21 protein-coding genes are annotated in these 21,832 nt (G+C 67.1%); 8 read left to right on the top strand and 13 right to left on the bottom strand.

Annotated features, from left to right (window positions below; all coding sequences use genetic code 11):
* Positions 1–287: 287 nt before the first annotated feature.
* Entirely contained in the window at positions 288–965 is a 678-nt protein-coding gene (locus JL37_RS27145) for an ABC transporter ATP-binding protein (protein ID WP_043548152.1), read from the bottom strand.
* Here JL37_RS27145 and JL37_RS27140 point away from each other — a divergent pair.
* The gene (locus JL37_RS27140) at positions 964–1,611 is read left to right on the top strand and encodes an arylesterase (protein WP_043548149.1); all 648 of its coding nucleotides are present in this window, start codon (positions 964–966) and stop codon (positions 1,609–1,611) included. The two genes, JL37_RS27145 and JL37_RS27140, sit on opposite strands and share 2 nt — an antisense overlap.
* A gap of 10 nt (positions 1,612–1,621) precedes the next feature.
* Here JL37_RS27140 and JL37_RS27135 read toward each other — a convergent pair whose 3' ends face one another.
* The gene (locus tag JL37_RS27135; RefSeq protein ID WP_043548146.1) at positions 1,622–3,583 is read right to left on the bottom strand and encodes a SurA N-terminal domain-containing protein; all 1,962 of its coding nucleotides are present in this window, start codon (positions 3,581–3,583) and stop codon (positions 1,622–1,624) included.
* Between the two features lie 339 nt (positions 3,584–3,922).
* Here JL37_RS27135 and JL37_RS27130 point away from each other — a divergent pair, with 339 nt between their 5' ends.
* From JL37_RS27130 to JL37_RS27120, 3 genes are read left to right on the top strand one after another with little or no spacing between them, the layout of a single operon-like run.
* Positions 3,923–5,215, top strand: a complete 1,293-nt coding sequence (locus JL37_RS27130; RefSeq protein WP_043548144.1) for a M20/M25/M40 family metallo-hydrolase — start codon at positions 3,923–3,925, stop codon at positions 5,213–5,215.
* Between the two features lie 46 nt (positions 5,216–5,261).
* Entirely contained in the window at positions 5,262–6,011 is a 750-nt protein-coding gene (gene ugpQ / locus JL37_RS27125) for a glycerophosphodiester phosphodiesterase (RefSeq protein WP_043548141.1), read from the top strand.
* Positions 6,012–6,024: 13 nt separating this feature from the next.
* Complete coding sequence (locus JL37_RS27120) at positions 6,025–6,915, top strand: 23S rRNA (adenine(2030)-N(6))-methyltransferase RlmJ (RefSeq protein ID WP_043548138.1); 891 nt, start codon at positions 6,025–6,027, stop codon at positions 6,913–6,915.
* A gap of 414 nt (positions 6,916–7,329) precedes the next feature.
* Here the strand turns inward: JL37_RS27120 and JL37_RS27115 are convergent, their stop codons facing one another.
* From JL37_RS27115 to JL37_RS27105, 3 genes are all read right to left on the bottom strand, one after another.
* Positions 7,330–8,766 carry a dihydrolipoyl dehydrogenase gene (locus JL37_RS27115; RefSeq protein WP_043548137.1) on the bottom strand — a complete coding sequence of 479 codons (1,437 nt, stop codon included), beginning with the start codon at positions 8,764–8,766 and terminating at the stop codon, positions 7,330–7,332.
* A gap of 206 nt (positions 8,767–8,972) precedes the next feature.
* The gene (locus JL37_RS27110) at positions 8,973–9,701 is read right to left on the bottom strand and encodes a glutathione peroxidase (protein ID WP_043548134.1); all 729 of its coding nucleotides are present in this window, start codon (positions 9,699–9,701) and stop codon (positions 8,973–8,975) included.
* A 169-nt stretch (positions 9,702–9,870) separates the two neighbouring features.
* Positions 9,871–10,071 (bottom strand): heavy-metal-associated domain-containing protein, encoded by a 201-nt coding sequence (locus JL37_RS27105; RefSeq protein ID WP_043548132.1) that lies wholly within the window; start codon positions 10,069–10,071, stop codon positions 9,871–9,873.
* A 121-nt stretch (positions 10,072–10,192) separates the two neighbouring features.
* Between JL37_RS27105 and cueR the strand changes: the two genes are divergently transcribed.
* Positions 10,193–10,585 carry a Cu(I)-responsive transcriptional regulator gene (gene cueR / locus JL37_RS27100; RefSeq protein ID WP_043548130.1) on the top strand — a complete coding sequence of 131 codons (393 nt, stop codon included), beginning with the start codon at positions 10,193–10,195 and terminating at the stop codon, positions 10,583–10,585.
* Positions 10,586–10,607: 22 nt separating this feature from the next.
* Here the strand turns inward: cueR and rlmD are convergent, their stop codons facing one another.
* The 7 genes from rlmD to surE form a co-directional block, all read right to left on the bottom strand.
* A complete protein-coding gene (rlmD, locus tag JL37_RS27095; protein ID WP_043548129.1) occupies positions 10,608–12,068 on the bottom strand; it encodes a 23S rRNA (uracil(1939)-C(5))-methyltransferase RlmD in 1,461 nt (486 codons plus the stop codon).
* Between the two features lie 120 nt (positions 12,069–12,188).
* Positions 12,189–12,941, bottom strand: a complete 753-nt coding sequence (locus tag JL37_RS27090) for a TorF family putative porin (protein WP_043548126.1) — start codon at positions 12,939–12,941, stop codon at positions 12,189–12,191.
* Positions 12,942–13,274: 333 nt separating this feature from the next.
* Positions 13,275–13,877 (bottom strand): hypothetical protein, encoded by a 603-nt coding sequence (locus JL37_RS27085; RefSeq protein WP_043548124.1) that lies wholly within the window; start codon positions 13,875–13,877, stop codon positions 13,275–13,277.
* A 172-nt stretch (positions 13,878–14,049) separates the two neighbouring features.
* The gene (locus JL37_RS27080) at positions 14,050–14,829 is read right to left on the bottom strand and encodes a 3'-5' exonuclease (protein ID WP_043548121.1); all 780 of its coding nucleotides are present in this window, start codon (positions 14,827–14,829) and stop codon (positions 14,050–14,052) included.
* Positions 14,826–15,674: a peptidoglycan DD-metalloendopeptidase family protein gene (locus JL37_RS27075; protein WP_043548119.1), complete on the bottom strand. Its 849-nt coding sequence runs from the start codon at positions 15,672–15,674 to the stop codon at positions 14,826–14,828. The genes JL37_RS27080 and JL37_RS27075 overlap by 4 nt, the downstream gene beginning before the upstream one ends.
* Before the next feature lie 17 nt (positions 15,675–15,691).
* Positions 15,692–16,516, bottom strand: coding sequence for a protein-L-isoaspartate(D-aspartate) O-methyltransferase (locus JL37_RS27070; protein ID WP_043548282.1), 825 nt, complete (start codon positions 16,514–16,516; stop codon positions 15,692–15,694).
* Positions 16,501–17,259 carry a 5'/3'-nucleotidase SurE gene (surE, locus tag JL37_RS27065; protein WP_043548117.1) on the bottom strand — a complete coding sequence of 253 codons (759 nt, stop codon included), beginning with the start codon at positions 17,257–17,259 and terminating at the stop codon, positions 16,501–16,503. Before surE ends, JL37_RS27070 begins: the two co-directional genes overlap by 16 nt.
* A 179-nt stretch (positions 17,260–17,438) precedes the next feature.
* On the opposite strand from surE, the gene plsY reads away from it, so the two are divergent.
* Positions 17,439–18,080 carry a glycerol-3-phosphate 1-O-acyltransferase PlsY gene (plsY, locus tag JL37_RS27060; protein ID WP_043548113.1) on the top strand — a complete coding sequence of 214 codons (642 nt, stop codon included), beginning with the start codon at positions 17,439–17,441 and terminating at the stop codon, positions 18,078–18,080.
* An 84-nt stretch (positions 18,081–18,164) separates the two neighbouring features.
* Here the strand turns inward: plsY and tsaD are convergent, their stop codons facing one another.
* A complete protein-coding gene (tsaD, locus tag JL37_RS27055; protein WP_043548110.1) occupies positions 18,165–19,196 on the bottom strand; it encodes a tRNA (adenosine(37)-N6)-threonylcarbamoyltransferase complex transferase subunit TsaD in 1,032 nt (343 codons plus the stop codon).
* A 68-nt stretch (positions 19,197–19,264) separates the two neighbouring features.
* On the opposite strand from tsaD, the gene JL37_RS27050 reads away from it, so the two are divergent.
* Together JL37_RS27050 and JL37_RS27045 are read left to right on the top strand one after the other, a co-directional pair.
* Positions 19,265–20,557 (top strand): NCS2 family permease, encoded by a 1,293-nt coding sequence (locus tag JL37_RS27050; RefSeq protein WP_043548109.1) that lies wholly within the window; start codon positions 19,265–19,267, stop codon positions 20,555–20,557.
* A gap of 237 nt (positions 20,558–20,794) precedes the next feature.
* Positions 20,795–21,811: an LLM class flavin-dependent oxidoreductase gene (locus JL37_RS27045; protein ID WP_043548107.1), complete on the top strand. Its 1,017-nt coding sequence runs from the start codon at positions 20,795–20,797 to the stop codon at positions 21,809–21,811.
* Positions 21,812–21,832 lie beyond the last annotated feature (21 nt).

Raw genomic sequence — 21,832 nt, 5'->3', positions numbered from 1 at the left:
ATGTCCCCGGTCCATACACTGGCCCGCCTTGGGGCGGCCCGGCGGCGGGCCGGCTATTTTTGCGGAGAGTGGCGCGGGCTCCAGCGCTGTCCATGCTTTGCATGCTTGCTGCCCCCGAGAGGGCTGGCCCACCTTGGGGCGGCCCGGCGGAAGGTGTGTGCCCCCACGCTGCGCACGCTTTGCGTGCTTGCTGCCCCCTGAGGGGGCTGACCCACCTTGGGGCGGCCCGGCGGCGGGCCGGCCATTCTTGTGTAGGTCGTTCAAACAGGCGATCTGTTGGAATGGCTTCAGGCGCCGTCGACCATGCGCCCGGCGGCCAGCACCAGTTGACGCCCGCAACGGGCGGCCAGCTGGGGATCATGGGTGACGAGCACCAGCGTGGTGCCGTGCTCCCGATGCAGGTCGAACATCAGGTCGATGACCGTCACGCCCGTGGCGGCATCCAGGCTGCCGGTGGGCTCGTCGGCGAACAGCAGGTCCGGCTGCACCACGAAGGCGCGGGCCAGCGACACGCGCTGCTGTTCCCCGCCGGACAGGGTGCGCGGGTAATGATGCAGGCGCTTGCCCAGCCCCACCCGCTCCAGCATGGCCTGCGCAGCGTCGCGGGCAGGCTGCCCGGCCAGCTCCAGCGGCAGCATCACGTTCTCCAGCGCGGTCAGGTTGGGCAGCAGCTGGAAGGACTGGAACACGAACCCCACATGGTTGGCGCGCAGCCGCGCGCGGCCATCCTCGTCCAGGGCGAACAGGTCCTGGCCAGCCAGGCGCACGCTGCCCGTGCTGGGAACATCCAGCCCCGCCAGCAGTCCCAGCAGGGTGGACTTGCCCGAACCGGAGCTGCCGGTGATGGCCACCGCGCTGCCGGCCTCGACCGTAAAATCTATCCCTTCCAGGATAGACAGCGTCCCGCCGGCATCGGCCACCCGCTTGCCCAGCCCTTTCACCTCGATCGAATTCTTGCTATCCATGCGCCTATTTTCCCGTCTGCTTCTTGTTCCCGCGCTGGCGATCGCCATCGTGGCTCCCGCCCACGCTCAGACCACCGCGGCGGCCCAGGGTTCCGCGCCGCGGACCGTGCTGGTCCTGGGCGACAGCCTATCGGCCGAATACGGCATCAAGCGCGGCACCGGCTGGGTGCCGCTGCTGTCCGCCCGGGTATCGGAACAATACCCCAAGTACCAGGTGGTCAACGCCAGCATCAGCGGCGACACGACCAGCGGCGGCGTAGCCCGCCTGCCGGCGCTGCTGCGCCAGCACGCGCCGGCCGTGGTGGTGCTGGAACTGGGCTCGAACGATGCCTTGCGCGGCCTGCCGCTGTCCATGACCGAGCAGAACCTGCGTACCATGGCGCAAGCCGCCCGCAAGGCCGACGCGCAGGTCCTGATCGTCGGCATGCAGATTCCGCCCAACTACGGACGGGACTACACGCAGCGTTTCGCCCAGGTGTTCCCCACGGTCGCCAAAGACGAAAACGCCCGGTTCGTGCCCTTCCTGATGGAAGGTATCGCAACGAACCGGGCGATGTTCCAGGCCGATGGCATCCATCCGAACGAGGATGCGCAGCCCAAATTGCTGGATAACGTGTGGCCTACGCTGCGGCCACTGTTGAACTGATTCCGCCTGATCAGCCGGCAGCCGGCTGATCGCCGCGGATGACCTCGGCGGCGGCCGGCAGCACCTGCACCTTGTACTCCTCGCGCAGCATGCGGATCATGGCTTCGTTCTCGGCCTGGCCCCACGCGCCCGACAACTGCTGCGCCAGGCGCTCCTTGTCGGCCGGATCGACCTTGCCAGCCTCGACCTTCTCCAGGCGCACCAGCGTGTAATCGGAGCCCGACTGCACGCCGGTATAGGCGGGCAGCGCGCTTGCGGGCAGGCGCATGACGGCGTCCAGCACCGGACGCGGCAGGTCCTTGGGATCCTGGCGCGCCACGGTCACGGGTTCCGAGAAGCCTTCCGGCGCGGCGGCCGGGTTGGCCTTGTCGGCGGCCAGGGCCGCTTCGCCGGCCTTCTTGGCGGCTTCGGCGGAACGCTCGTCCAGCAGCCTGGCGCGGATCGAGTCGGTGACCTTGTCCAGCGCAGGCACATGGGCGGGCTCGACGGCGGCGACGCGCACGGCCAGCATCGTATCGGGCGACAGTTCGATCACGCCGGAGTTCAGCTTCTCGCGCAGGACGTCGGACGAAAACAGCACCTGGCGCACGCGCGGGTTGTCCAGCAGCGCCGCGTCGGGGCTGTCGGCGGCCGAGCCCGGGCCGGCCTTGTCGGCGGGCAGCAGGCCTTCGCGGGTCACGCCGGAGGCGGTGCGCAGCTTCAGGCCGACGGCGTCGGCGGCGGGCTGCAGGCTGTCGCGCTTGTCGTAGACCTGCTTGTTCAACTGGCTGGCCATTTCCGAGAAACGCACGGCCGCCAGTTGCTTGCGGACTTCGGCGGTGATCTGGTCCTTGACCTCGGCCAGGGGCTTGATGGCCGCGGGCTGGATCTCGGTGACCTTGACGATGTGCAGGCCGGAGGGGCTTTCGATCACGCCGGACACCTGGTCCTTGGCCTGACCGAAGATGGCCTTTTCGAGCGGACCGGACAGCATGCCGGGGGCAAGCCAGCCCAGGTCGCCGCCGTTGGCGGCCGAGCCCGCGTCTTGCGAATTCTTGCGCGCCAGTTCGGCGAACTGCGCCGGATCGGCGGCTGCCTGCCTGGCGAGGTCCTCGGCCTTGATGCGGGCGGCCTTGCGGGCGTCTTCGGAGGCGCCGGGAGCCAGCTCGATCATGATGTGGCTGGCGCGGCGGCGCTCGGGCTGGCCGAAGCGGTTCTTGTTCTGCTCGTAGTACGAGGCCAGGTCTTCGTCCTTGACCTGCACGCCCTGCGTGGCGGCGGCTTCGTCCAGCACCAGGTATTGGACCTGGACCTGCTCGGGGATCTGCAGCTGCTGCTTGTTCGCGTCGTACCAGGACTGGATGTCGGCCGGCGTGACGCTGACCTGCGAACGGTAATCGGCTGCGGCGAAGCGGCGCAACTGCACCGTGCGCTGCTGAGTCAGCGCCGTTTCCAGCGCGGACACGACTTCGCCGGGCGCGCGGGCGGACTGGCCGATGGGCTCGAGCACGCGGGCGACCGCCAGGTCGCGGCGCAGGCCGGCCTCGAACGAGGTGGGCGACATGCCCTGCGCGGCCAGCACCTGGCGATAGCGCTCGGGCGAGAAGCGGCCGTTGTCCTGGACTTCCGGAATGGCGGCGATGGTATTGCGCAGCGTTTCGTCGGACACCGAGAAGCGGTTGTCGATAGCGACGTTGGCCAGAAGGCGCTGGTTGATCAGCTGGTTCAGCAGGCCTTCGCGCAGCGCCGGCGTGTCGATGACTGCCGGATCGAACTGCGTGCCCAGCCGCTGGCGGAGCTGTTCGAGCTGGTTGCGGTGCGCCTGGTCAAATTCGGCGCGCGAAACCGGCTGCCCGGCGACCGTGGCCAACTCTGGCTCCGCCCGCATGAAGCTCTCATAGCCTTGAATCCCGACCAGAAAGAAGGAAGGCACGATCAGAAGCAGCAGGATGAGCTGCATCCAGCGCCGATGGCTGCGAATAAATTCGAACATGGAATCCCTGTTGCCGCGCCCCAGGGGTATCCACCCGGGGCCGCACGAAAACGCATAAAAAAAGGCGAACCCGATTCGCCCCTATTCCCATACCGGTCATTACCGGGTCAGCGGGCGGATTTTAGCATTTCTCATTCGTCCGGGAGCCCGGGCGACGCCCAGGGCCCATCCGTCCCCGGCACGGCGCTCCGGCGGCCCGGCCCGGCACGGAATCGAGGCGCCGTCAACTCGGGGAATTACCATTTCCGAGGCCTTGCCCGCCCCGTATCGTGGCTATCAGGGTTTGCCCCAGGCCGAGCCCCCAATGGGCTCCCTCCACACACACAGAGGCCACCACCGATGCCGATCCCATTTTCCTGCCTGCCCGTCCTGCGCGCCTGTATCGCCCTTGCCTTCCTGGGCGGCGCCCACGCCGCGCTGGCGGCGCCGGTCGCCGCCGTCCACGAAGCGGCCCAGGCACAGCGGCAAGGCATGCTGGACACCATGCGCGACCTGGTCGGCATCGAATCCGGCAGCAAAGACGTCGAAGGCGTGGAGCGCATCGCCGAACTGATCCGAGACCGCTTCAAGGCGCTGGGCGGCACGGTCGAGATCGTTCCGGCCACCGATATTTTCAGGCTGGACGATACGCCCGAGAAGGTCGGCCCTATGGTCCATGCCGAATTCAAGGGCGCGGGCGACAAGAAAATCATGCTGATCGCCCATATGGACACCGTCTATCGCAACGGCATGCTGAAGGACCAGCCGTTCCGCATCGACGGAGACAAGGCCTACGGGCTGGGCATAGCCGACGACAAGCACGGCGTGGCGATGATCCTCCATACGATCGCCCTGCTGCAGAAGCTGGGCTTCAAGGACCACGGAACCCTCACGGTCCTGATCAACGGCGACGAGGAAATCAGTTCGCCCGGCGCGCGCAGCACCATCACGCGCCTGGGCGCCGACCAGGATGCCGTTTTCTCGTTCGAAGGCGGCGGCGCCGAGGCCCGCCTGACGCTCGCCACCAGCGGCATCGGCGCGGCCTACCTTACGGTGCAGGGCAAGACCTCCCATGCGGGCGCCCGACCCGAGGGCGGCGTGAACGCGCTCTACGAGCTGGCGCACCAACTGCTGCAGCTGGACAAGCTGTCCAAGCCGGAAGCCGGGCTGAAGCTGAACTGGACCGTGGCTCAGGCCGGCACCAACCGCAACGTCATTCCGGGCCTGGCCACCGCCCAGGCCGACGCCCGCGCGCTGCGTGTGTCCGATTTCGACGCGCTATCGCACAGCCTGGAGGAAGGCATCAGGAAGAAGCTGCTGCCTGAATCCAAGGTGAGCATGAAGTTCGAGGTCCGCCGCCCGCCGCTTGAGGCCACGCCCGCTTCCCGGGCGCTGGCGCAGCACGGCGTGCAGATCTACAAGGAGCTCGACCTGCCCCTGAAAGTAGTGGACCGCGCCAGCGGCGGTGGCACCGACGCCGCCTTCGCCGCCCTGAAGGCCCGCGGCCCCGTGATCGAAGGCATGGGGCTGAGCGGCTTCGGCGCCCATTCGAACGACGCCGAATTCATCCAGATCGACAGCATCGTGCCGCGCCTGTACCTGGCGGCGCGGATGATCATGGACGTATCACAGGGCAAGGCCCCCATGAAGTAGGAGTATCCTTGCAACCCTGTCCAAAAGAACTGATCGCAACACCCCCATGAGCGCAACACTTCCCTCCTGGCCCTATTCCCGTTACATCGCCCATCGCGGCGGTGGCCGGCTGGCCCCGGAGAACACGCTGGCCGCCATGCGCGTCGGCGCCGAGCACGGTTTCACGATGTTCGAATACGACGTCAAGCTGAGCAGCGACAATGTGCTCGTGCTGATGCATGACGACAACGTGGACCGCACCTCCAACGGCGCCGGCCCTGCCGCCGCCAAGACCTACTCGGAACTGGCCCAGCTGGACTTCGGCAGCTGGCATTCGGCCGCCTACGCGGGCGAGCCGCTGCCCACCTTCGCCGCAGTCGCGCGCTATACGCTCGCCAACGGCATTGCCAGCAACGTAGAGATCAAGCCCTGCCCGGGCCGCGAAGCCGAAACCGGCCGCGCCACGGCGTTGGCGGCGCGCCAGTTGTGGCAAGGCGCCAACCCGCCGCCGCTCCTGTCTTCGTTCGCCGAGGAAGCGCTTGCCGCCGCGCGCGAAGCCGCTCCCGAGCTGCCCCGCGCCCTGCTGGTCGAGAAAGTCCCCGCCGACTGGCGCGAGCGGCTGGCCAAGCACGAGTGCGTGGCGCTGAATATCAACCAGAAGGACGCGACCCGCGAGCTGATCGACGCCGTGCATGCCGCCGGCTACCGCATCGCGGCCTGGACCGTCAACGACCCAGAGCGCGCGCGCCTGCTGCTCGACTGGGGCATCGACGGCATTTTCACCGACGAGCTGGCCGCCATCCGGCCGGCCGCCTGAGGCAGAGCGCCCCGTGTTCAGCTACCGTCACGCCTTCCACGCCGGCAACCACGCCGACGTGCTCAAGCACGCCATCCTGATCCACACGCTGGATTACTTCAACAGAAAAGACGCCCCCTACTGGGTCGTCGACACCCACGCGGGCGCCGGGCTCTACAGCCTGGACAGCGATTGGGCATCCAAGACCTCCGAATTCGTTGACGGCATCGGACGCCTCTGGGAAGCGGAGGACCTGCCCCCGCTCCTGGCCGACTACGTGGCGCGCATCCGCGCCTACAACACGAACGGCCGCCTGAAGCGATACCCGGGCTCGCCCTGGCTGGCGCTGGACGCCATGCGCCCCTCGGACCGGCTGCGCCTGTTCGAAATGCACCCCACCGAGATCGACACGCTGGTTTCCAACCTGGAGCACCAGGGCCGCACCGCGCTGCGTCAGACCACGATCTACGGCGACGACGGCTTCGAAGGGGTGAAGGCGCTGCTGCCGCCGCCCACGCGCCGCGGCATGGTGCTGATCGACCCATCGTACGAAGACAAGAACGACTACCGCCGCACCCTTGTCACCGTCAAAGAGTGCATCAAGCGCTTCGCGACCGGCACCATCGCCATCTGGTATCCGCTGGTGCAGCGCCGCGAGGCCAGTGAAATGGCCCGCCATTTCGAGAACCTCAAGGTCAAGAGCTGGCTGCACGCCACGCTGACGGTCAAGAAGGCGGCCATCGACGGCTACGGCCTGCACGGCAGCGGCATGTTCCTGATCAACCCGCCCTGGACGCTGCACGACGCCCTGAAGCCCGCCATGCCCTATCTGGCGCGCATGCTCGGCCAGGATGAACGGGCTGGGTTCACGCTGCAGTACCGCGAAAACCCCTTCCCCGTTCCCAAGAAGCAATCAGACGAGTAAGTCTTGCCTGCGGCAAGTGTCTGACACCCTTACGGCATCCGCTACAGGCGGAGACGGACTTGCCGGGTGTCAGACACTGGCTCGTGGGTGTCTGACACCCGTGCGGCGCCGGGGCCACATGACGTGCTTCTCGTAGGGGTGTCAGACACTGAGGCAGGCCCCCGCCGGCGGCAAGTGTCTGACACCCTTACGGCATCCGCTACAGGTGGAGACGGGCTTGCCGGGTGTCAGACACTGGCTCGCGGGTGTCTGACACCCGTGCGGCGCCAGGGAAACATGACGTGCTTCTCGTTAGGGGTGTCAGACACTGAGGCAGGCCCCCGCCCGATACAAGTGTCTGACACCCTTACGGCATCCGCTACAGGTGGAGACGGACTTGCCGGGTGTCAGACACTGAGGCAGGCCCCCGCCTGATCACGCCATTTCGCTTTCAGGCTCTTCCCGGCGCAGCGCCTCCCGCGCCCTGGCCAGCTTGGCCGCGGCGTCGCGCAGCGCGGTGCGCAGGCCCTCTTCGATCACGGGGTGATAGAAGGGCATTTCCAGCATCCGCGCCACGGTCAGCTCTTGCTGCACGGCCCAAGCCAGCAAATGGCCGATGTGCTCGGCGCTGGGGCCGACCATTTCGGCGCCCAGGAAGCGGCCGGTCTCGATGTCGGCGTATACGTGCAGCATGCCGCGGTTCTTCAGCATGACGCGCGAGCGCCCCTGGTCGCTGAAGTCCACTTCCCCGGTCACGAAGGTGCCCGGGATCAAGCGTCCATGGCCCTTTCCGGCAAGCGCGATCTGCGGGTCCGAGAACACCACGGCCAAGGGCGCGCGGCGCAAACCCTGGCGCACTTCCGGATAGCGGGCCGCGTTCTCACCCGCGATGCGGCCTTCGTCGGCCGCCTCGTGCAGCAACGGCGCATCGGCGTTGGCGTCGCCCGCAATGAAGATGGGCGAATCGCCCGCCTGCATGGTGTCGCGGTCGAACACGGGCACGCCTTGCGCGTTCAGTTCGAGCGAGGTGTGCTCCAGGCCCAGGCCGTCGACGTTGGCGCGGCGGCCGGTCGCCACCAGGGCATAGTCGAAGCGCTCGGTTCGCTCGCTGTTGTCCAACGCGACATAGCGCACTTCCACCTCGTCGCCCACGCGGCTGGTTTCCAGCACGCGGGCGTCTGGATCCAGGTAGAACTCGCGCTGGAAGATCTTGCGCGCGGCCTGCCGGACCTGCGGATCGCTGATGCCGCCCAGGCTGCCGCTGACGCCGAATACGCGCACCTCCACGCCCAGCCGGGACAGCGCCTGGCCAAGCTCCAGGCCGATGACGCCGGGCCCGAACACCGCCACGCGGCGCGGCAGGTCGTCCCATGCGAATACATCATCGTTCACCACCAGCCGATCGCCCAGCGCGCGGAACGGAGGCGGCACCGAGGGGCGCGAGCCCGTCGCGATGACTACGCGCGAGGCCTGCACCTCGGTATGCTCGTCGACGCGCAGCACCGTGTCGGACACGAAGCGGGCATACCCGCGCAGCTTATCCTCGGCGGGAATGTTCTCGACTCCTTCCAGCACAAAGCCCACGAAGCGGTCGCGCTCGCGCTTGACGCGGTCCATGACCTCCGTGCCGTCCACGGTAATTTCCCCGCCGACGTGCACGCCGAACGCTTCCGTATGCGCGGCGCCATGGGCGGCTTCGGCGGCGGCGATCAACAGCTTGGACGGCATGCAGCCCACGCGGGCGCAGGTCGTGCCGTAAGGGCCGCCTTCGATCAGCAGCGCGCGCTTGCCCGCGGCTTTGGCGGCGCGGTAGGCGGCGAGGCCGGCCGTGCCGGCGCCGATGATGGCGATGTCGGTATGCAGGGTCTTCATGTCTTGGTCTCTCCCGGTAAGGCGTGGAGCTGGATATGCAAGGCGTATTCCGCCTTGTTGCGCACCTTCCGGACGAACGCCGCCCCGCGGCGCCGTCCAGGGCCGCGCGAAGATGCGCAACAAGGGAAATTCGCGGGGTGCCGGAGCCGGGCCGCAGTGCGGCCCGGCCGGCGGACAGGGGCGGCGCCCCCGGCCCCGCCAGGCGCTTAGGCGAAGTGCGCCTTCAGGTCTTCCAGGCCGCCGATCAGCGAGCCGTTGATGAACACCTGCGGAGCGGTGCCCTTGCCGGACACGGCGCCGATCACTCGGCCGCGGACCTTGTTTTCCAGCGGGATCTCGATCGGCGAGTAGCCCTTGGCGTCCAGCAATGCCTTGGCTTCGACGCAGAACGGGCAGCCCGGCTTGGAGAACACGACCACCTGGTCAGGCTTCTTCGCCGACGGAGCGAAGTAGGCCAGCATGGTGTCGGCGTCCGACACTTCGAACGGATCGCCTTCCTTTTCCGGCTCGATGAACATCTTCTGGACCACGCCGTCCTTGACCAGCATCGAATAGCGCCAGCTGCGTTTGCCGAAGCCCAGGTCGCTCTTGTCGACCAGCATGCCCATGCCTTCGGTGAACTCGCCGTTGCCGTCCGGCAGCAGCGTGATATTGGCCGATTCCTGGTCCTTGGCCCATTCGTTCATGACGAAGGTGTCGTTCACGGACACGCACACTATGCTGTCCACGCCGGCGGCGAAGAAAGCGGGAGCCAGTTCGTTGTAGCGCGGCAGATGGGTGGACGAGCAGGTCGGCGTGAAGGCGCCGGGAAGCGAAAAGACCACGACGGTCTTGTTCTTGAACAGGTCGTCCGAGGTGACCTTTTTCCAGGTGTTGTCCTGGCGGACCGGGAACGTTACGTTCGGAACACGTTGGCCTTCGCGGTTTTGCAGCATTCAATCTCTCCTTGGGTTGCGGGGTCTTGTTCAACCACCATGGAAAGAATGATAAATCCTGACTATCAATTAATCAAATTTAATAATCTAAATTGATTGATAGTTTTAACCAATCAAAAAAATCAAAACATCAGGCGCGAACTATCATAACGCGCCTGATGCCAGAGGATTACACGCGCGTCGGCTCGTAGCCTGCGTCCCGGATGGCGGCTTCGATCTTGTCCGCCTGGTCCGCCCCCGTCACGGTCACGCGATGCGACGGCAGATCCACGGTCACGGCCGCGCCCGGCGCCGCCTGGTTCACCGCGCCGGTAATCGTCTTGACGCAATGGCCGCAGGTCATGTCAGGCACTTGGAACTCGATGCTCATGTCTATCTCCAGAAGAATTAGGGGGTGGCGGACACGGTTTTCATCCACCGTGGACACAGCTTAAACCTTCCAATTATGTCAAGGTCAAGCGTAGAATGAAGCCAATGACAGGAGGTCAGCCATGAATATCGGCGAGGCAGCAAAAAGCTCGGGCATTTCGGCCAAGATGATCCGCTACTACGAAAGCATTGGCCTTATCGGACCGGCCGTGCGCACGGATTCGGGCTACCGGGTGTATAGCGACCACGACCTGCACACGCTGCGCTTCGTGCGGCGGGCGCGGGACCTGGGCTTCTCGGTGGAACAGATGAACGAACTGCTGGCGCTCTGGAACGACCGCAGCCGCGCCAGCGCCGACGTCAAGCGCATCGCGCTGGAACACGTGAGGGAACTAGAGCGCAAGGCCGAGGCGCTGTGCGACATGGCAGCCACGCTCAAGCATCTTGCGCGCAACTGCCACGGCGACGACAGGCCGGACTGCCCCATCCTGGAAGGCCTGGAACGCTCGCACTGACGCAGCGCCCAGGCCCCGCCTATCAACCCTGGACCGGCGCGCCGGCCGCAATCGCGGCCTCTGCCTCAGCGGCGGCGACCAACTTGGCGGCTTCCGCGGCCGCGGCGTCGGCGGCGGCCTTTGCGGCGCGTTCGCGCGCGCGCTCCTTCACGGCATGGACGCCCGCGGCGTCCAGCGACTCGAACACCGCGATGGATTCCACGTGGCCCGTATGCGGGAACATATTGATGACGCCCGCGCTCTTGAGCACGTAGCCGCCTTCATGCACCAGGATGGCGGCATCGCGCGCCAGCGTGGCCGGATTACAGGACACGTAGACAATGCGACGCGGACGCTCTTGCGGCTCCAGCTGCGACAGGGCCTGCGAAACCGCTTGCGCGCCCTCGCGCGGCGGGTCGATCAGCATGCGGTCGAAATAGCCCAGCCCGCGCAGCCAGTCCACGTCGACCTCGAACAGGTTCAGGGTGGCGAAGCTGGTGCTGCCGCCCAGGCCATGGCGCGAGGCCGCGTCGTGCGCACGGTCGGTCAGCGCCTTGCTGCCTTCCACGCCTACGGCTTCCCTGGCCTGCGTGGCCAGCGGCAGCGTAAAGTTGCCCAGCCCGCAGAACAGATCGGCCACACGGTCGGTCGGCTGCACTTCCAGCAGCTTCAGCGCGCGCGACACCATCGCGCGGTTGATGGCGTGATTGACCTGGGTGAAGTCCGTGGGGCGGTACGGCATGCGCAGGCCGAATTCCGGCATGGTGTAGGCCAGCGTGTCGTCGTGCTCGCGTTCGAGCGGATGCACCGTATCCGGCCCCTTGGCCTGCAGCCACCATTGCACGTTGTGCTTCGCGGCGAAGGCGCGCAGGATGGCGATGTCGCCGTCGGTCAGCGGCAGCAGGTGGCGCAGGACCAGCGCGGTCACGCCCTCGCCCAGGGATACTTCGATCTGGGGCATGCGGTCCGGCGCCGACATGGAAGCGATCATTGCGCGCAACGGCAGCAGCAGGTCGCTGACATGGCGCGGCAGGACGTGGCATTCGCGCATGTCGGCCACGTAGCTGCTTTTGCGTTCGTGGAAGCCGACCAGCACCCCGCCCTTCTTCGGCACGACACGCACGGAGAGCCGCGCGCGGTAGCGGTAGCCCCACGTCGGGCCCTGCAAGGGCGCCAGGATGCGCCCGGGACGCAGCTTGCCCACATGCCAGAAGGTGTCTTCCAGCGAACGCTGCTTGATGGCTACCTGCGTGCTGGGTTCCAGGTGCTGCATGGCACAGCCGCCGCAGACGCCGAAATGCGGGCAGCGCGGCGCAACGCGCTGCGAAGAAGGCCGCAGCACTTCCTCCACGCGCGCGATCTCGTACGAAGGCTTGCGGCGCACGGTGACGGTCGAGACCCGCTCGCCCGGCAAGGCGCCTTCCACGAATACGACTTTCCCGTCGCGGCGGGCGATACCCCTGGCTTCCAGGTCCAGGGATTCGATACTCAAAACGTCAGACATCTCACGCAGTCCAGAATTACACGCAACCCGCTATTGTAAAAGGACTGCGGCCGATCCCGGAAATGGCTTTGGGCGGGCGGCGCCCGGGAATCCGTCCCCGCCCGCGCCTTGCGCCGCGGATCAGAAGGAGCGCGACACGGAAAAGACCGCGCCCAGGCGGCCTGACGGATGGCCGTATTTCGTGGGCAGCCAATTGTCCTTGGTGGCCCCCACGGCCGCCAGGCCGAGAACCCAGCCCTTGAGGTCCTTGGTCACGCCGACCTTGTAGTCGACGTAATGGCCGATGGCGTCCCCGTCCATATCGTTCTGGTTCTTCAGTTTCTGGTAGCCCAGGTGGCCGACCAGCCCCCAGCCGTCGCCCAGGTCGAAGTTCGCCGTGCCGTCCAGGTACCAGGTGCCCTTGCTGTCGGGCGTGCTGAAAAAATCGCTGGGCGTGTAGGAATACTTGAGGCTGTAGTTGCCGTAGGTCGCGCCCAGGTAGAGGTCGGTGTTGTTGTAGTTGCCGCCCTTCGGAGAACTCGAACCGGGGTAGTAGTAATGCAACACGCCCGCGTCCAGCGAGAATCCGCCACCGACCTCGCCCTTCCAGCCGCCGTAGAAATCCATTTCCAGGTTGCCGTCGGTGAACACGAAGCTGGAAACATTGGAGTTCCAGTTGCCCAGATAGAAGCCGGAGCTGTGGGTCAGATCGAAGCCCAGCTGCGCGGCCGGCCGGAAGTCGGTCTGCGAATAGCCGCGGAAGCGATAGTCGCTGGCGATGGTGGCGTTGCCGCTGAGCGAGAAACCGCCCCCCAGGTCGGTGGGTTCGGCCTGGGCCGACGCGGCGAAACAAGCGGCAAGCACAAAGGGCAAGGCGGGCAGCGTCTTCTTCATGGTGCGAAGTCCTGATCGGATTTAACGGGAGGCGGACGGCGCGGGGCTCATCCGTCGAACCGGTCTTGCGGCTTTCGCTACCGGTTTCCATCCATCAAGCAATGTCCGTGCCAGCCTCGGGACGGTCGCAAAAGGGCGCAACGAGGCGCGCGCCGCACCACGACTGTGCGGCTGGCTGCCGCCACCGCGAGCCCGCGCGTCAAAACGGGGAGCCCGCTCCATGCTGGAGCACGGTAGCGGCCGCGCCATGCGCAAGACCCCGGCACGCTCGCGGCGTGTCCGGGGTCTTGGAGGGAATGGCCGGCCTTGCGGCCGGCCATGGGGTGGCGGCGCTTAGTTGGCCGCGGGCGCGGCGGGCGGCGCGGCATTGGCCGGGCCCCTGCCCTTGCCATGGCGCGCTTCCATTTTGGCCATGCGTTCCTGCTTCTTGGCTTCCCGGTCCTTGAGCATCTTGGTCACCTGGCCGCGCTGGGTGTCGTTCAGGCTGTCCCAGACCGCCAGCCATTGGTCGCGCACCTGCTTGGCCTGCGTGCCGAAGGCGTCGCGGGATTTCTCGGACTGCTCGATCAGCGCGCGCGGGTCCAGCTTGCCGCTGTCCAGCTGCGTCTTGAGCAAATCGTGGCGCTTGCCGCCGGAAGCGCGCATGGCTTCATGCAGGCTGCGCTGGCCGTCCTGCGCGGTCTTGAACAGGGCTTGCTGCTTGTCGTCCAGCTTCAGTTCGGCGACCTGCGCCTTGGACACGGGGCCCAGGCCCGGGATGAACAGACCGTCGCGCATGCCTTTGTGGAAGCCGCCGTGATGGTGGCGTTCGTGCATGGCGGTGGGACCGCCGTCGGCCGGGGTAGGAGCAGCCATAACGGTGCCGGCCACCAGGCCGCCCGTCGCGGCGACAAAAGCAAGAGCGGCCAAGTTGGAGCGGATAGCGAATCGGGACATGAAGGTCTCCTGTAAGTGAAGAAAGCGAGACCATTGTGCGATCGGCCTGGTTTCATCCGGGTTTCGTCCGCGCAAGCCATGTTTCAGTCGATTGCTTGAGGCTGGAACGCGAAGACGGGGCCGCGCGGGCCCCGTCCTTATTGCATCCTCGCGCGCAAGGAATGGCCGGGCTTCACTCGGCGTCCCAGGCCGCCATGTATTCCTTCCAGTGCGGCGCATCGCTGGCGGTCAGGGTATCGCGCACCAGCGCGATCTCCGCCTCGTAGGCAGTGCGGTCGAGTTCGCCGCGCAGGAAACGGAAGCGGCAATACACCAGCCAGGTGTTGACCACGTCGGTTTCGCAATAAGCCCGCACCTCGTCGGCGCGTCCCTGGCTCCAGGCTTCCCATACTTTGCTGCCGTCCATGCCCAGCTTGCCGGGAAAACCGCAAAGCTTGGCCAGTTCGTCCAGAGGCGCATTGGCGCGGCCGTTGTACTTGGCCAGCAGGTCCATCAGGTCCAGGTGGCGGGAGTGATAGCGCGAAATATAGTTGTTGAACTTGAAATCGCGGTCTTCCTCGCCCATGTCCCAGTAGCGCGGCGCGGGCACGCCCTGGATCAGGCTGCGGTAATGCAGCACCGGCAGGTCGAATCCGGAGCCGTTCCAGCTCACGAGCTTGGGCGTGTAGCGCTCGATCGTCTTGAAGAAGCCCGCCAGCAAGGCGGCCTCGGGATCGTCGGGCTGGCCCAGCGTCTTGACGCGAAAACCCTGGTCGTCGCGGAACACGCAGCCAACCACCGCCACCTTGTGCAGGTGCAGCGGCAGGAAATCATGGCCCACGGCCTCGCGGCGCGCCGTCAGCGCGCGCTCGACCACTTCCTGGTCGGCAACATCGGCGCCCCAGCCGTTGAGCTTGCGCAGCCCATCGGCGTCGGGGATGGTTTCCAGGTCGAATACCAGGGTCGGCGTCATTTGGCGGGCAGGTATTGCATCGGGTCCACCGGCGTGCCTTGGCGGCGGATTTCGAAGTGCAGGCGCGGCGAGGTGGTATCGCTCTGGCCGAGTTCGGCGATCTTGGCGCCGCGCTTGACGGTCTGGCCCGTCTTCACCAGCAGCGCGCGGTTGTGCGCGTAGGCGGTGATGAAACCGTTCTGGTGTTCGACGATGATCAGGTTGCCCAGGCCGCGCACGCCATTGCCGCTGTACTTGACGAGCCCGTCCGCCGCGGCGGTGATCGGATCGCCCAGCGCGCCGGAGATGTCGATGCCCTTGCTGCTGGAGTTGAAGCCCTGCACGATCTGGCCATTCGCCGGCCATGCCCAGTTGATGACGCCGGCGTCGGCGGCTCGCGTGGCAGGCTTGGTCTCGACCGGAGCGGGCGCCGGGGTCGCCGTGGTTTCAGGCGGCGGCGTGGTAGTTTCGGGCTGCTCCAGCGGACGCGGCTGAGGCTTGGCTCCGCCGACCGGCGCGGTCTGCGCCCCGCCCGCGCTGCCGGACATCTTCAGCACCTGCCCGACGGAGATCTGGTTGGGATCGCTGAGGTTGTTCCAGCGCTTGACGTTTTCGATGTCCACGTTGTTGGCGCGAGCGATCTTGTAGAGGGTGTCTCCCGGCTTGACCACATAGGTGCCGCCGGGAGCCACCGGCGACGCGGGCTGCCCGCCGGTCATGTCGACCACCGGGGCGCGAGTACCTTTGGATGCGCAGCCGGCCAGGATGGCCAGGCTGAGAGCCCCCGCGATGAAGAGCGGGCGGCGCAGGCGCGTCGACGACGCGCCCATAGTGATATCGGTCAGTTGCAACTGCCCGTTGAGCATACGTTTCTCCTGTTTGCTCAAGATTGTATTCCGGCCCGTAGCGGCACAAAGCGCACGGCCTCTAATTCATTGCGTTTCCAGCTGGCCGCGCCTGTGCGTTCTATCAGAACCAGGCGCTGGTTGGCGCCCCCTTCCGGAGCGATTAGGCGGCCACCCGGCGCAAGCTGCGAGAGCAGAGCCTGCGGGATGGCGAGGCCAGCGGCAGCCACAACGATAGCATCGAACGGCGCCACGCCGGGCAGGCCCAGCATGCCGTCGCCATAGATGAGTCGGATCCTCGTGGTGAGCTTCAAGGCGCGCAGGTGCTCGCGCGCCAGCTCGTACAGCCCGCGGATGCGCTCGATGGTGTGGACCTCGCGCACGAACTGCGCCAGCACGGCGGCCTGATAGCCGCAGCCGGCGCCGACTTCCAGCACCCGGGTGGGCGCGCGGTCCTCGCACACGGCGGCGATCATGCGCGCCACCACCCAGGGCTGCGAGATGGTTTGCGAATGCCCGATGGGCAGCGCCGCGTCTTCGTAGGCGCGGCTGGCCAGCGCCTCGTCCACGAACAGATGCCGGGGCACCGCGCCCATGGCGCCGAGCACGCGCTCGTCGCTGATGCCCTGGGCGCGCAGCCGTTCCACCATCGCCTGGCGCAGGCGGTCGGAATTCAGGCCCAGATTGCCGCCGGACGCGGGCGTGGGCGCCTGGGTCTGGCGCTGCAGCGTGGCGGCGGAGATCCGGGTGTTGCTGTTGGCCGGCGTGACCCCGGGGCTGAGCCGGCCCGCCTCGTAGCGTGCCTGCCCGCTGCGCGCCGGCGCCGGCTGCGACACGTCCGGTTGACTTATGCGTCTACGCATAGCGGCTCCGCCCAGGTACGGATCTCGTCGAGCTGGCTGTGCTGGGTGAGGTCCAGCCGCAGCGGCGTGACGGACACCGTGCCTTGTTCGACTGCGTGGAAATCCGTGCCCGGGGCGGCGTCTGCCGCCATGCCCACGGGGCCGATCCAGTACACCGTGTCGCCATACGGGGTGGTGGTGCGCACCACCGGCTGCGACGGATGGCGCTTGCCCAGCCTGGTGACCGCGAAGCCATGCATGTCTTCGAAGCGGCGGCTGGGAATATTGACGTTCAGCAGCACCGGGGCGGCAAGCGGCTGGGCCAGATGGCGCTCCACGACCTGGCGCGCCGCGCGCGCAGCGGAGTCGATGTGCGCCCAACCCTTTTCCGCCAGCGAGAACGCGATGGCCGGGATGCCGAACAGATAGCCTTCGCTGGCCGCGGCCACCGTGCCCGAATACAGCGTGTCGTCTCCCATGTTGGCGCCGTTGTTGATGCCGGACACGACCAGGTCCGGGCGCGTGTCCATGAGCCCGGTAAGGGCCACGTGGACGCAGTCGGAGGGCGTGCCGTTAACGGCGATGAAGCCGTTGGAGGCGGTGCGCACCGACAAGGGGCGGTTCAACGTCAGCGAGTTGGACGCGCCGCTGTGGTTGGTCTCGGGCGCGACGACGGTGAGATCGCCCAGCCCTTGCAGCGCCTCGACCAGCGCTTCGAGCCCAGGGGCGGAATAACCATCATCGTTCGAAACCAGAATTCGCATTGTGCATCCGAAAGAAAATAAGACACCATTGGACGTGTCGGATTGTACCGTCCGCGGCCGCCGTCCGGATGACGGCGTGCCGGCCCGGTCCCGGCTCCCCGCTCGATAACCCGTAGCCGGCCCCGGCGCGGAGCGCGGTAGAATCCGCAGCCATTACGACAATAACGGACTCCCTTTCCATGGCGATAACCGCACCCTCCCTGGCGTTCAACGTTGCGCTCATCCTGCTGGCCTACCTGATCGGCTCCGTGCCCTTCGCCGTGGTGGTCAGCAAGCTCATGGGCCTGCAGGACCCCCGCAGCTACGGCTCCAAGAACCCGGGCGCCACCAATGTGCTGCGCACCGGCAACAAGACCGCCGCCGCGCTGACCCTGCTGGGAGACGCGGCCAAGGGATGGTTCGCGGTCTGGCTGGCGGAAAAGATCGCGCCGGGCATCCCCGTCGGGGCGCTGGCGGCGGTGGCCCTGGCCGCCTTCCTGGGCCATCTGTACCCCGTTTTCCTGGGATTCAAGGGCGGCAAGGGCGTGGCCACCGCGCTGGGCGTGCTGGTGGCGATCCAGCCCTGGCTGGCCGTGGCCACGGCGGCCACATGGCTGATTATCGCCATCTTTTTCCGCTATTCGTCGCTGGCCTCGCTCGTGGCCGCCTTTTTCGCGCCGGTGTACTACGTGTTCGGCTCCGGCCTGGCCTGGCATGCCCAGCCCGCGCTGGGCGTGGCGCTGGCCATCATCGGGATCCTGCTGTTCTACCGCCATCGCGCCAACATCGCGCGCCTGGTCCAGGGCACGGAAAGCCGGATCGGCGGCGGCAAGAAGAAATAAACCGGGCCGCGCGGCTCCGCAGACTTGAAGGGCGGCCTCGGCCGCCCTTTTCCCTGCCCGGCGCGCGCGGCCTCCTGTGCGGGATCAGGCGATCTCCGCCAGGTCCCAGCGCGGCTTTACCGTGAAGCCGTGCGCATCGGCGTCCAGCGTCGCCAGCCCCGCCTTCACGCGCTCGGCCGCCGCGAAGGCGATCATGGCGCCGTTGTCCGTGCACAACGCCAGCGGCGGGAAATAGGCGCGCGCCTTCAGCGGCTTGAGCGCCGTGTCCAGCTTGGCTCGCAGCAGTTGATTGGCGCCCACGCCCCCAGCCACCACCAACCGCTTCAGGCCGGTCTGTTTCAGCGCGCGGATCGACTTGGCCGCCAGCACCTCGACAATCGCCGCCTGGGTGGCCGCAGCCAGGTCGGCGCGGGTCTGTTCGTCCAGGCCGCCGGCCGCCTCGGCCGCCTTGACCCGGGTCAGGACGGCCGTTTTCAGACCGCTAAAGCTGAAATCCAGGTCGCCGCTATGCAGCATGGGGCGAGGCAGTTCGAAGCGCGATGCGTCCCCGCTGCCCGCCAGCCTGGCCAGGGCCGGGCCGCCAGGGTAGCCCAGGCCCATCAGCTTGGCGGACTTGTCGAAGGCCTCGCCCGCCGCGTCGTCCAGCGTTTCGCCCAGCAGTTCGTATTTCCCAACGCCGTCCACCCGCATCAGCTGAGTATGGCCGCCGGACACCAGCAGCGCCACGAAGGGGAAGTCCGGCCGCGGGTCCGCCAGCATGGGCGACAGCAGGTGCCCTTCCAGATGATGGATGCCGATGGCCGGCAGATGGCGCGCCCAGGCGAAGGACTGCGCGACGCTGGCGCCGACCAGCAAGGCGCCGGCCAGGCCGGGGCCGGCGGTGTAGGCAACCGCGCCGATATCGGACATCTGCAAGCCCGCTTCGTCCAGGACCTGGCGGGTGAGCGGCACGACGCGGCGGATGTGGTCGCGCGAGGCGAGTTCCGGCACCACGCCCCCGTACTCCTGGTGCATGGCGATCTGGGTGTGCAGCGCGTGCGCGAGCAGTCCCCGTTCCGTACAGACGGCTGCGACACCGGTTTCGTCGCAGGAGCTTTCAAAGCCGAGAATAATCATGGCGGCAGAGTTTACAACTGATGCGAAAATAACAACCTGCAAAGCCTGCAAACATACTGGGGACCCGAATGCTGGAGAAGCTATTCAAGCTGCGTGAACACGGCACGACCGCGCGTACTGAGCTCGTGGCCGGCCTGACGACATTCCTGACGATGTCGTACATTATTTTCGTCAATCCGGACATCCTGTCGTCCACGGGCATGGACCGCAACGCCGTGTTCGTCGCCACCTGCCTGGCCGCCGCGCTGGGTTCGCTGGTGATGGCGTTGATCGCCAACTGGCCGATCGGCATGGCGCCCGGCATGGGGCTGAACGCCTTCTTTGCATTCACCGTGGTCAAGACCATGGGCTACACCTGGGAACAGGCGCTGGGGGCCGTGTTCATCTCGGGCGTGATCTTCCTGTTCCTGACGATCTCCGGCATCCGGGTGTGGCTGGTCAAGGGCATCCCGCACTCCCTGCGCAGCGCGATCGCGGCGGGCATCGGGCTGTTCCTTGCCATTATCGCGCTATCCAACGCGGACATCGTGGTGGCGCATCCGGCCACCAAGGTCACGCTGGGCGACCTGACCAAGCCCGGCCCGCTGTTCGCCATCCTGGGCTTTTTCATTATCGCGGCGCTGGACGCCTTGCGCGTGCGCGGCGCGATCCTGATCGGCATCGTCGCCGTCACCCTGCTATCCATGGCGCTGGGCTACAACGAATTCAAGGGCATTTTCGCCGCCCCGCCGAGCCTGTCGCCCACGCTGTTCAAGCTGGATATCCTGGGCGCCCTGCACAGCGGTTTCGTGCACGTGATCCTGGTGTTCGTGCTGGTCGAAGTGTTCGACGCCACCGGCACCCTGGTGGGCGTGGCCCGGCGCGCCGGGCTGATGCCCGAGAACCGCCCCAACCGCCTGGGCCGCGCCCTGTTCGCCGACAGCACCGCCATCGTGGCCGGCTCGATGCTGGGCACCAGCAGCACCACCGCCTACGTCGAAAGCGCCTCCGGCGTGCAGGCCGGCGGCCGCACCGGCTTGACGGCGCTGATCGTGGCGCTGCTGTTCCTGGCCGCGCTGTTCATTTCGCCGCTGGCCGGCGCCGTGCCCGCCTACGCCACCGCGCCCGCCCTGCTCTACGTGGCCGGCCTGATGATGCGCGAACTGATCGACATCGACTGGAACGACGTGTGCGAAGCCACGCCGGCCGCGCTCACCGCGCTCGTCATGCCTTTCACGTATTCCATCGCCAACGGCATTGCCTTCGGCTTCATCAGCTATGTCGTGCTGAAGACGGCCACCGGCAAGGCCCGGGACGTGCATCCCGCCACCTGGCTGGTCGCCGCGCTGTTCGTGATCCGCTACGCCTTCTTTCCCGGTTAGGGCCCTGCGCACCGGGGATTTCCGGCCTTGCGCCGGAGGTTCCCGGACTCGCGCCGGCCCGCTATCGCGGGCATAGGCAGATTCAATCAACCCGCCGAAACATAAGGTTGCTGGCCGCTCCGGTTGATTTCGCCGATACACTCCCCAAGTATCACGGTATATGGAGTCCGCCTTGCCCCTTACCCGCCCTTTCCCCGCCCCGTCCTGTCCCGCCGCCGCGCGCACGGAGGTTTCCGCATGAGCGTCCTGGCCCGCATCCCCTTTTCCGTCCTGGACCTGGCCCCGATCGTGCAGGGCCGCGACGCGGCCGACGCATTCCGCAACACGGTCGCGGTGGCGCAGCACGTCGAACGCCTTGGGTACAAGCGTTTCTGGCTGGCCGAGCACCACAATATCAACGGCGTGGCCAGCAGCGCCACCGCCGTGCTGATCGGGCACGTCGCCGCCCACACCAGCACCCTGCGGGTAGGGTCAGGCGGCGTCATGCTGCCCAACCATGCCCCGCTCATCATCGCGGAGCAGTTCGGCACGCTCGAAACCCTGTACCCCGGCCGCATCGACCTGGGCCTGGGGCGCGCGCCCGGCAGCGACGGCGCCACGCAGCACGCCTTGCGCCGCGGGCCGCGCAGCGGGCTGGAATTCCCGGCCCTGGTCGAGGAATTGCGCGGCTTCCTGGCGCCCTCCCGCCCCGGGCAGCCCGTGCGGGCCATCCCCGGCGAAGGCCTCGACATTCCGATCTGGTTGCTCGGATCCAGCGATTTCAGCGCCCGCCTGGCGGCCGAACTGGGCCTGCCGTTCTCGTTCGCCGGCCATTTCTCGCCCGAAGGCATGGCGGCGATGCGCCTGTACCGCCATCTGTTCAAGCCGTCGGCGACACTGTCGCGCCCCTACGCCATGATCGGCGTGCCCGTCGTGGCGGCCGAATCCGACGAAGAAGCTCGCCGCCAGGCCACCACGCAGCAACTGAAATTCCTGTCGCTGGTGCGGGGCAACCGCCTGCAGTTGCAGCCGCCCGTGGACAGCATGGACGGGCTGTGGAACGAATGGGAGCGCGAGGCGGTCAACCAAAGACTGGGAGCAGCGATCGTGGGCGGTCCGGAGACCGTCCGCCGCGAGCTCGAAGCCCTGGTTGCCGAAACGGAGGCCGACGAAGTCATGATCGTCTCGGATTTCTACAACATCGCCGACCGCCTGCGTTCCTTCGAGATCGTCGCATCGTTGAAGACCGGCACGCCGGCACCCGCCGCGGCCTGAGGGCCGCCGACCGCGCCCGTC

The sequence above is a fragment of the Achromobacter sp. RTa genome (genome assembly GCF_000757485.1).
Classification (GTDB): domain Bacteria; phylum Pseudomonadota; class Gammaproteobacteria; order Burkholderiales; family Burkholderiaceae_B; genus Achromobacter.
This window is presented reverse-complemented; position numbering and strand designations above follow the sequence as displayed.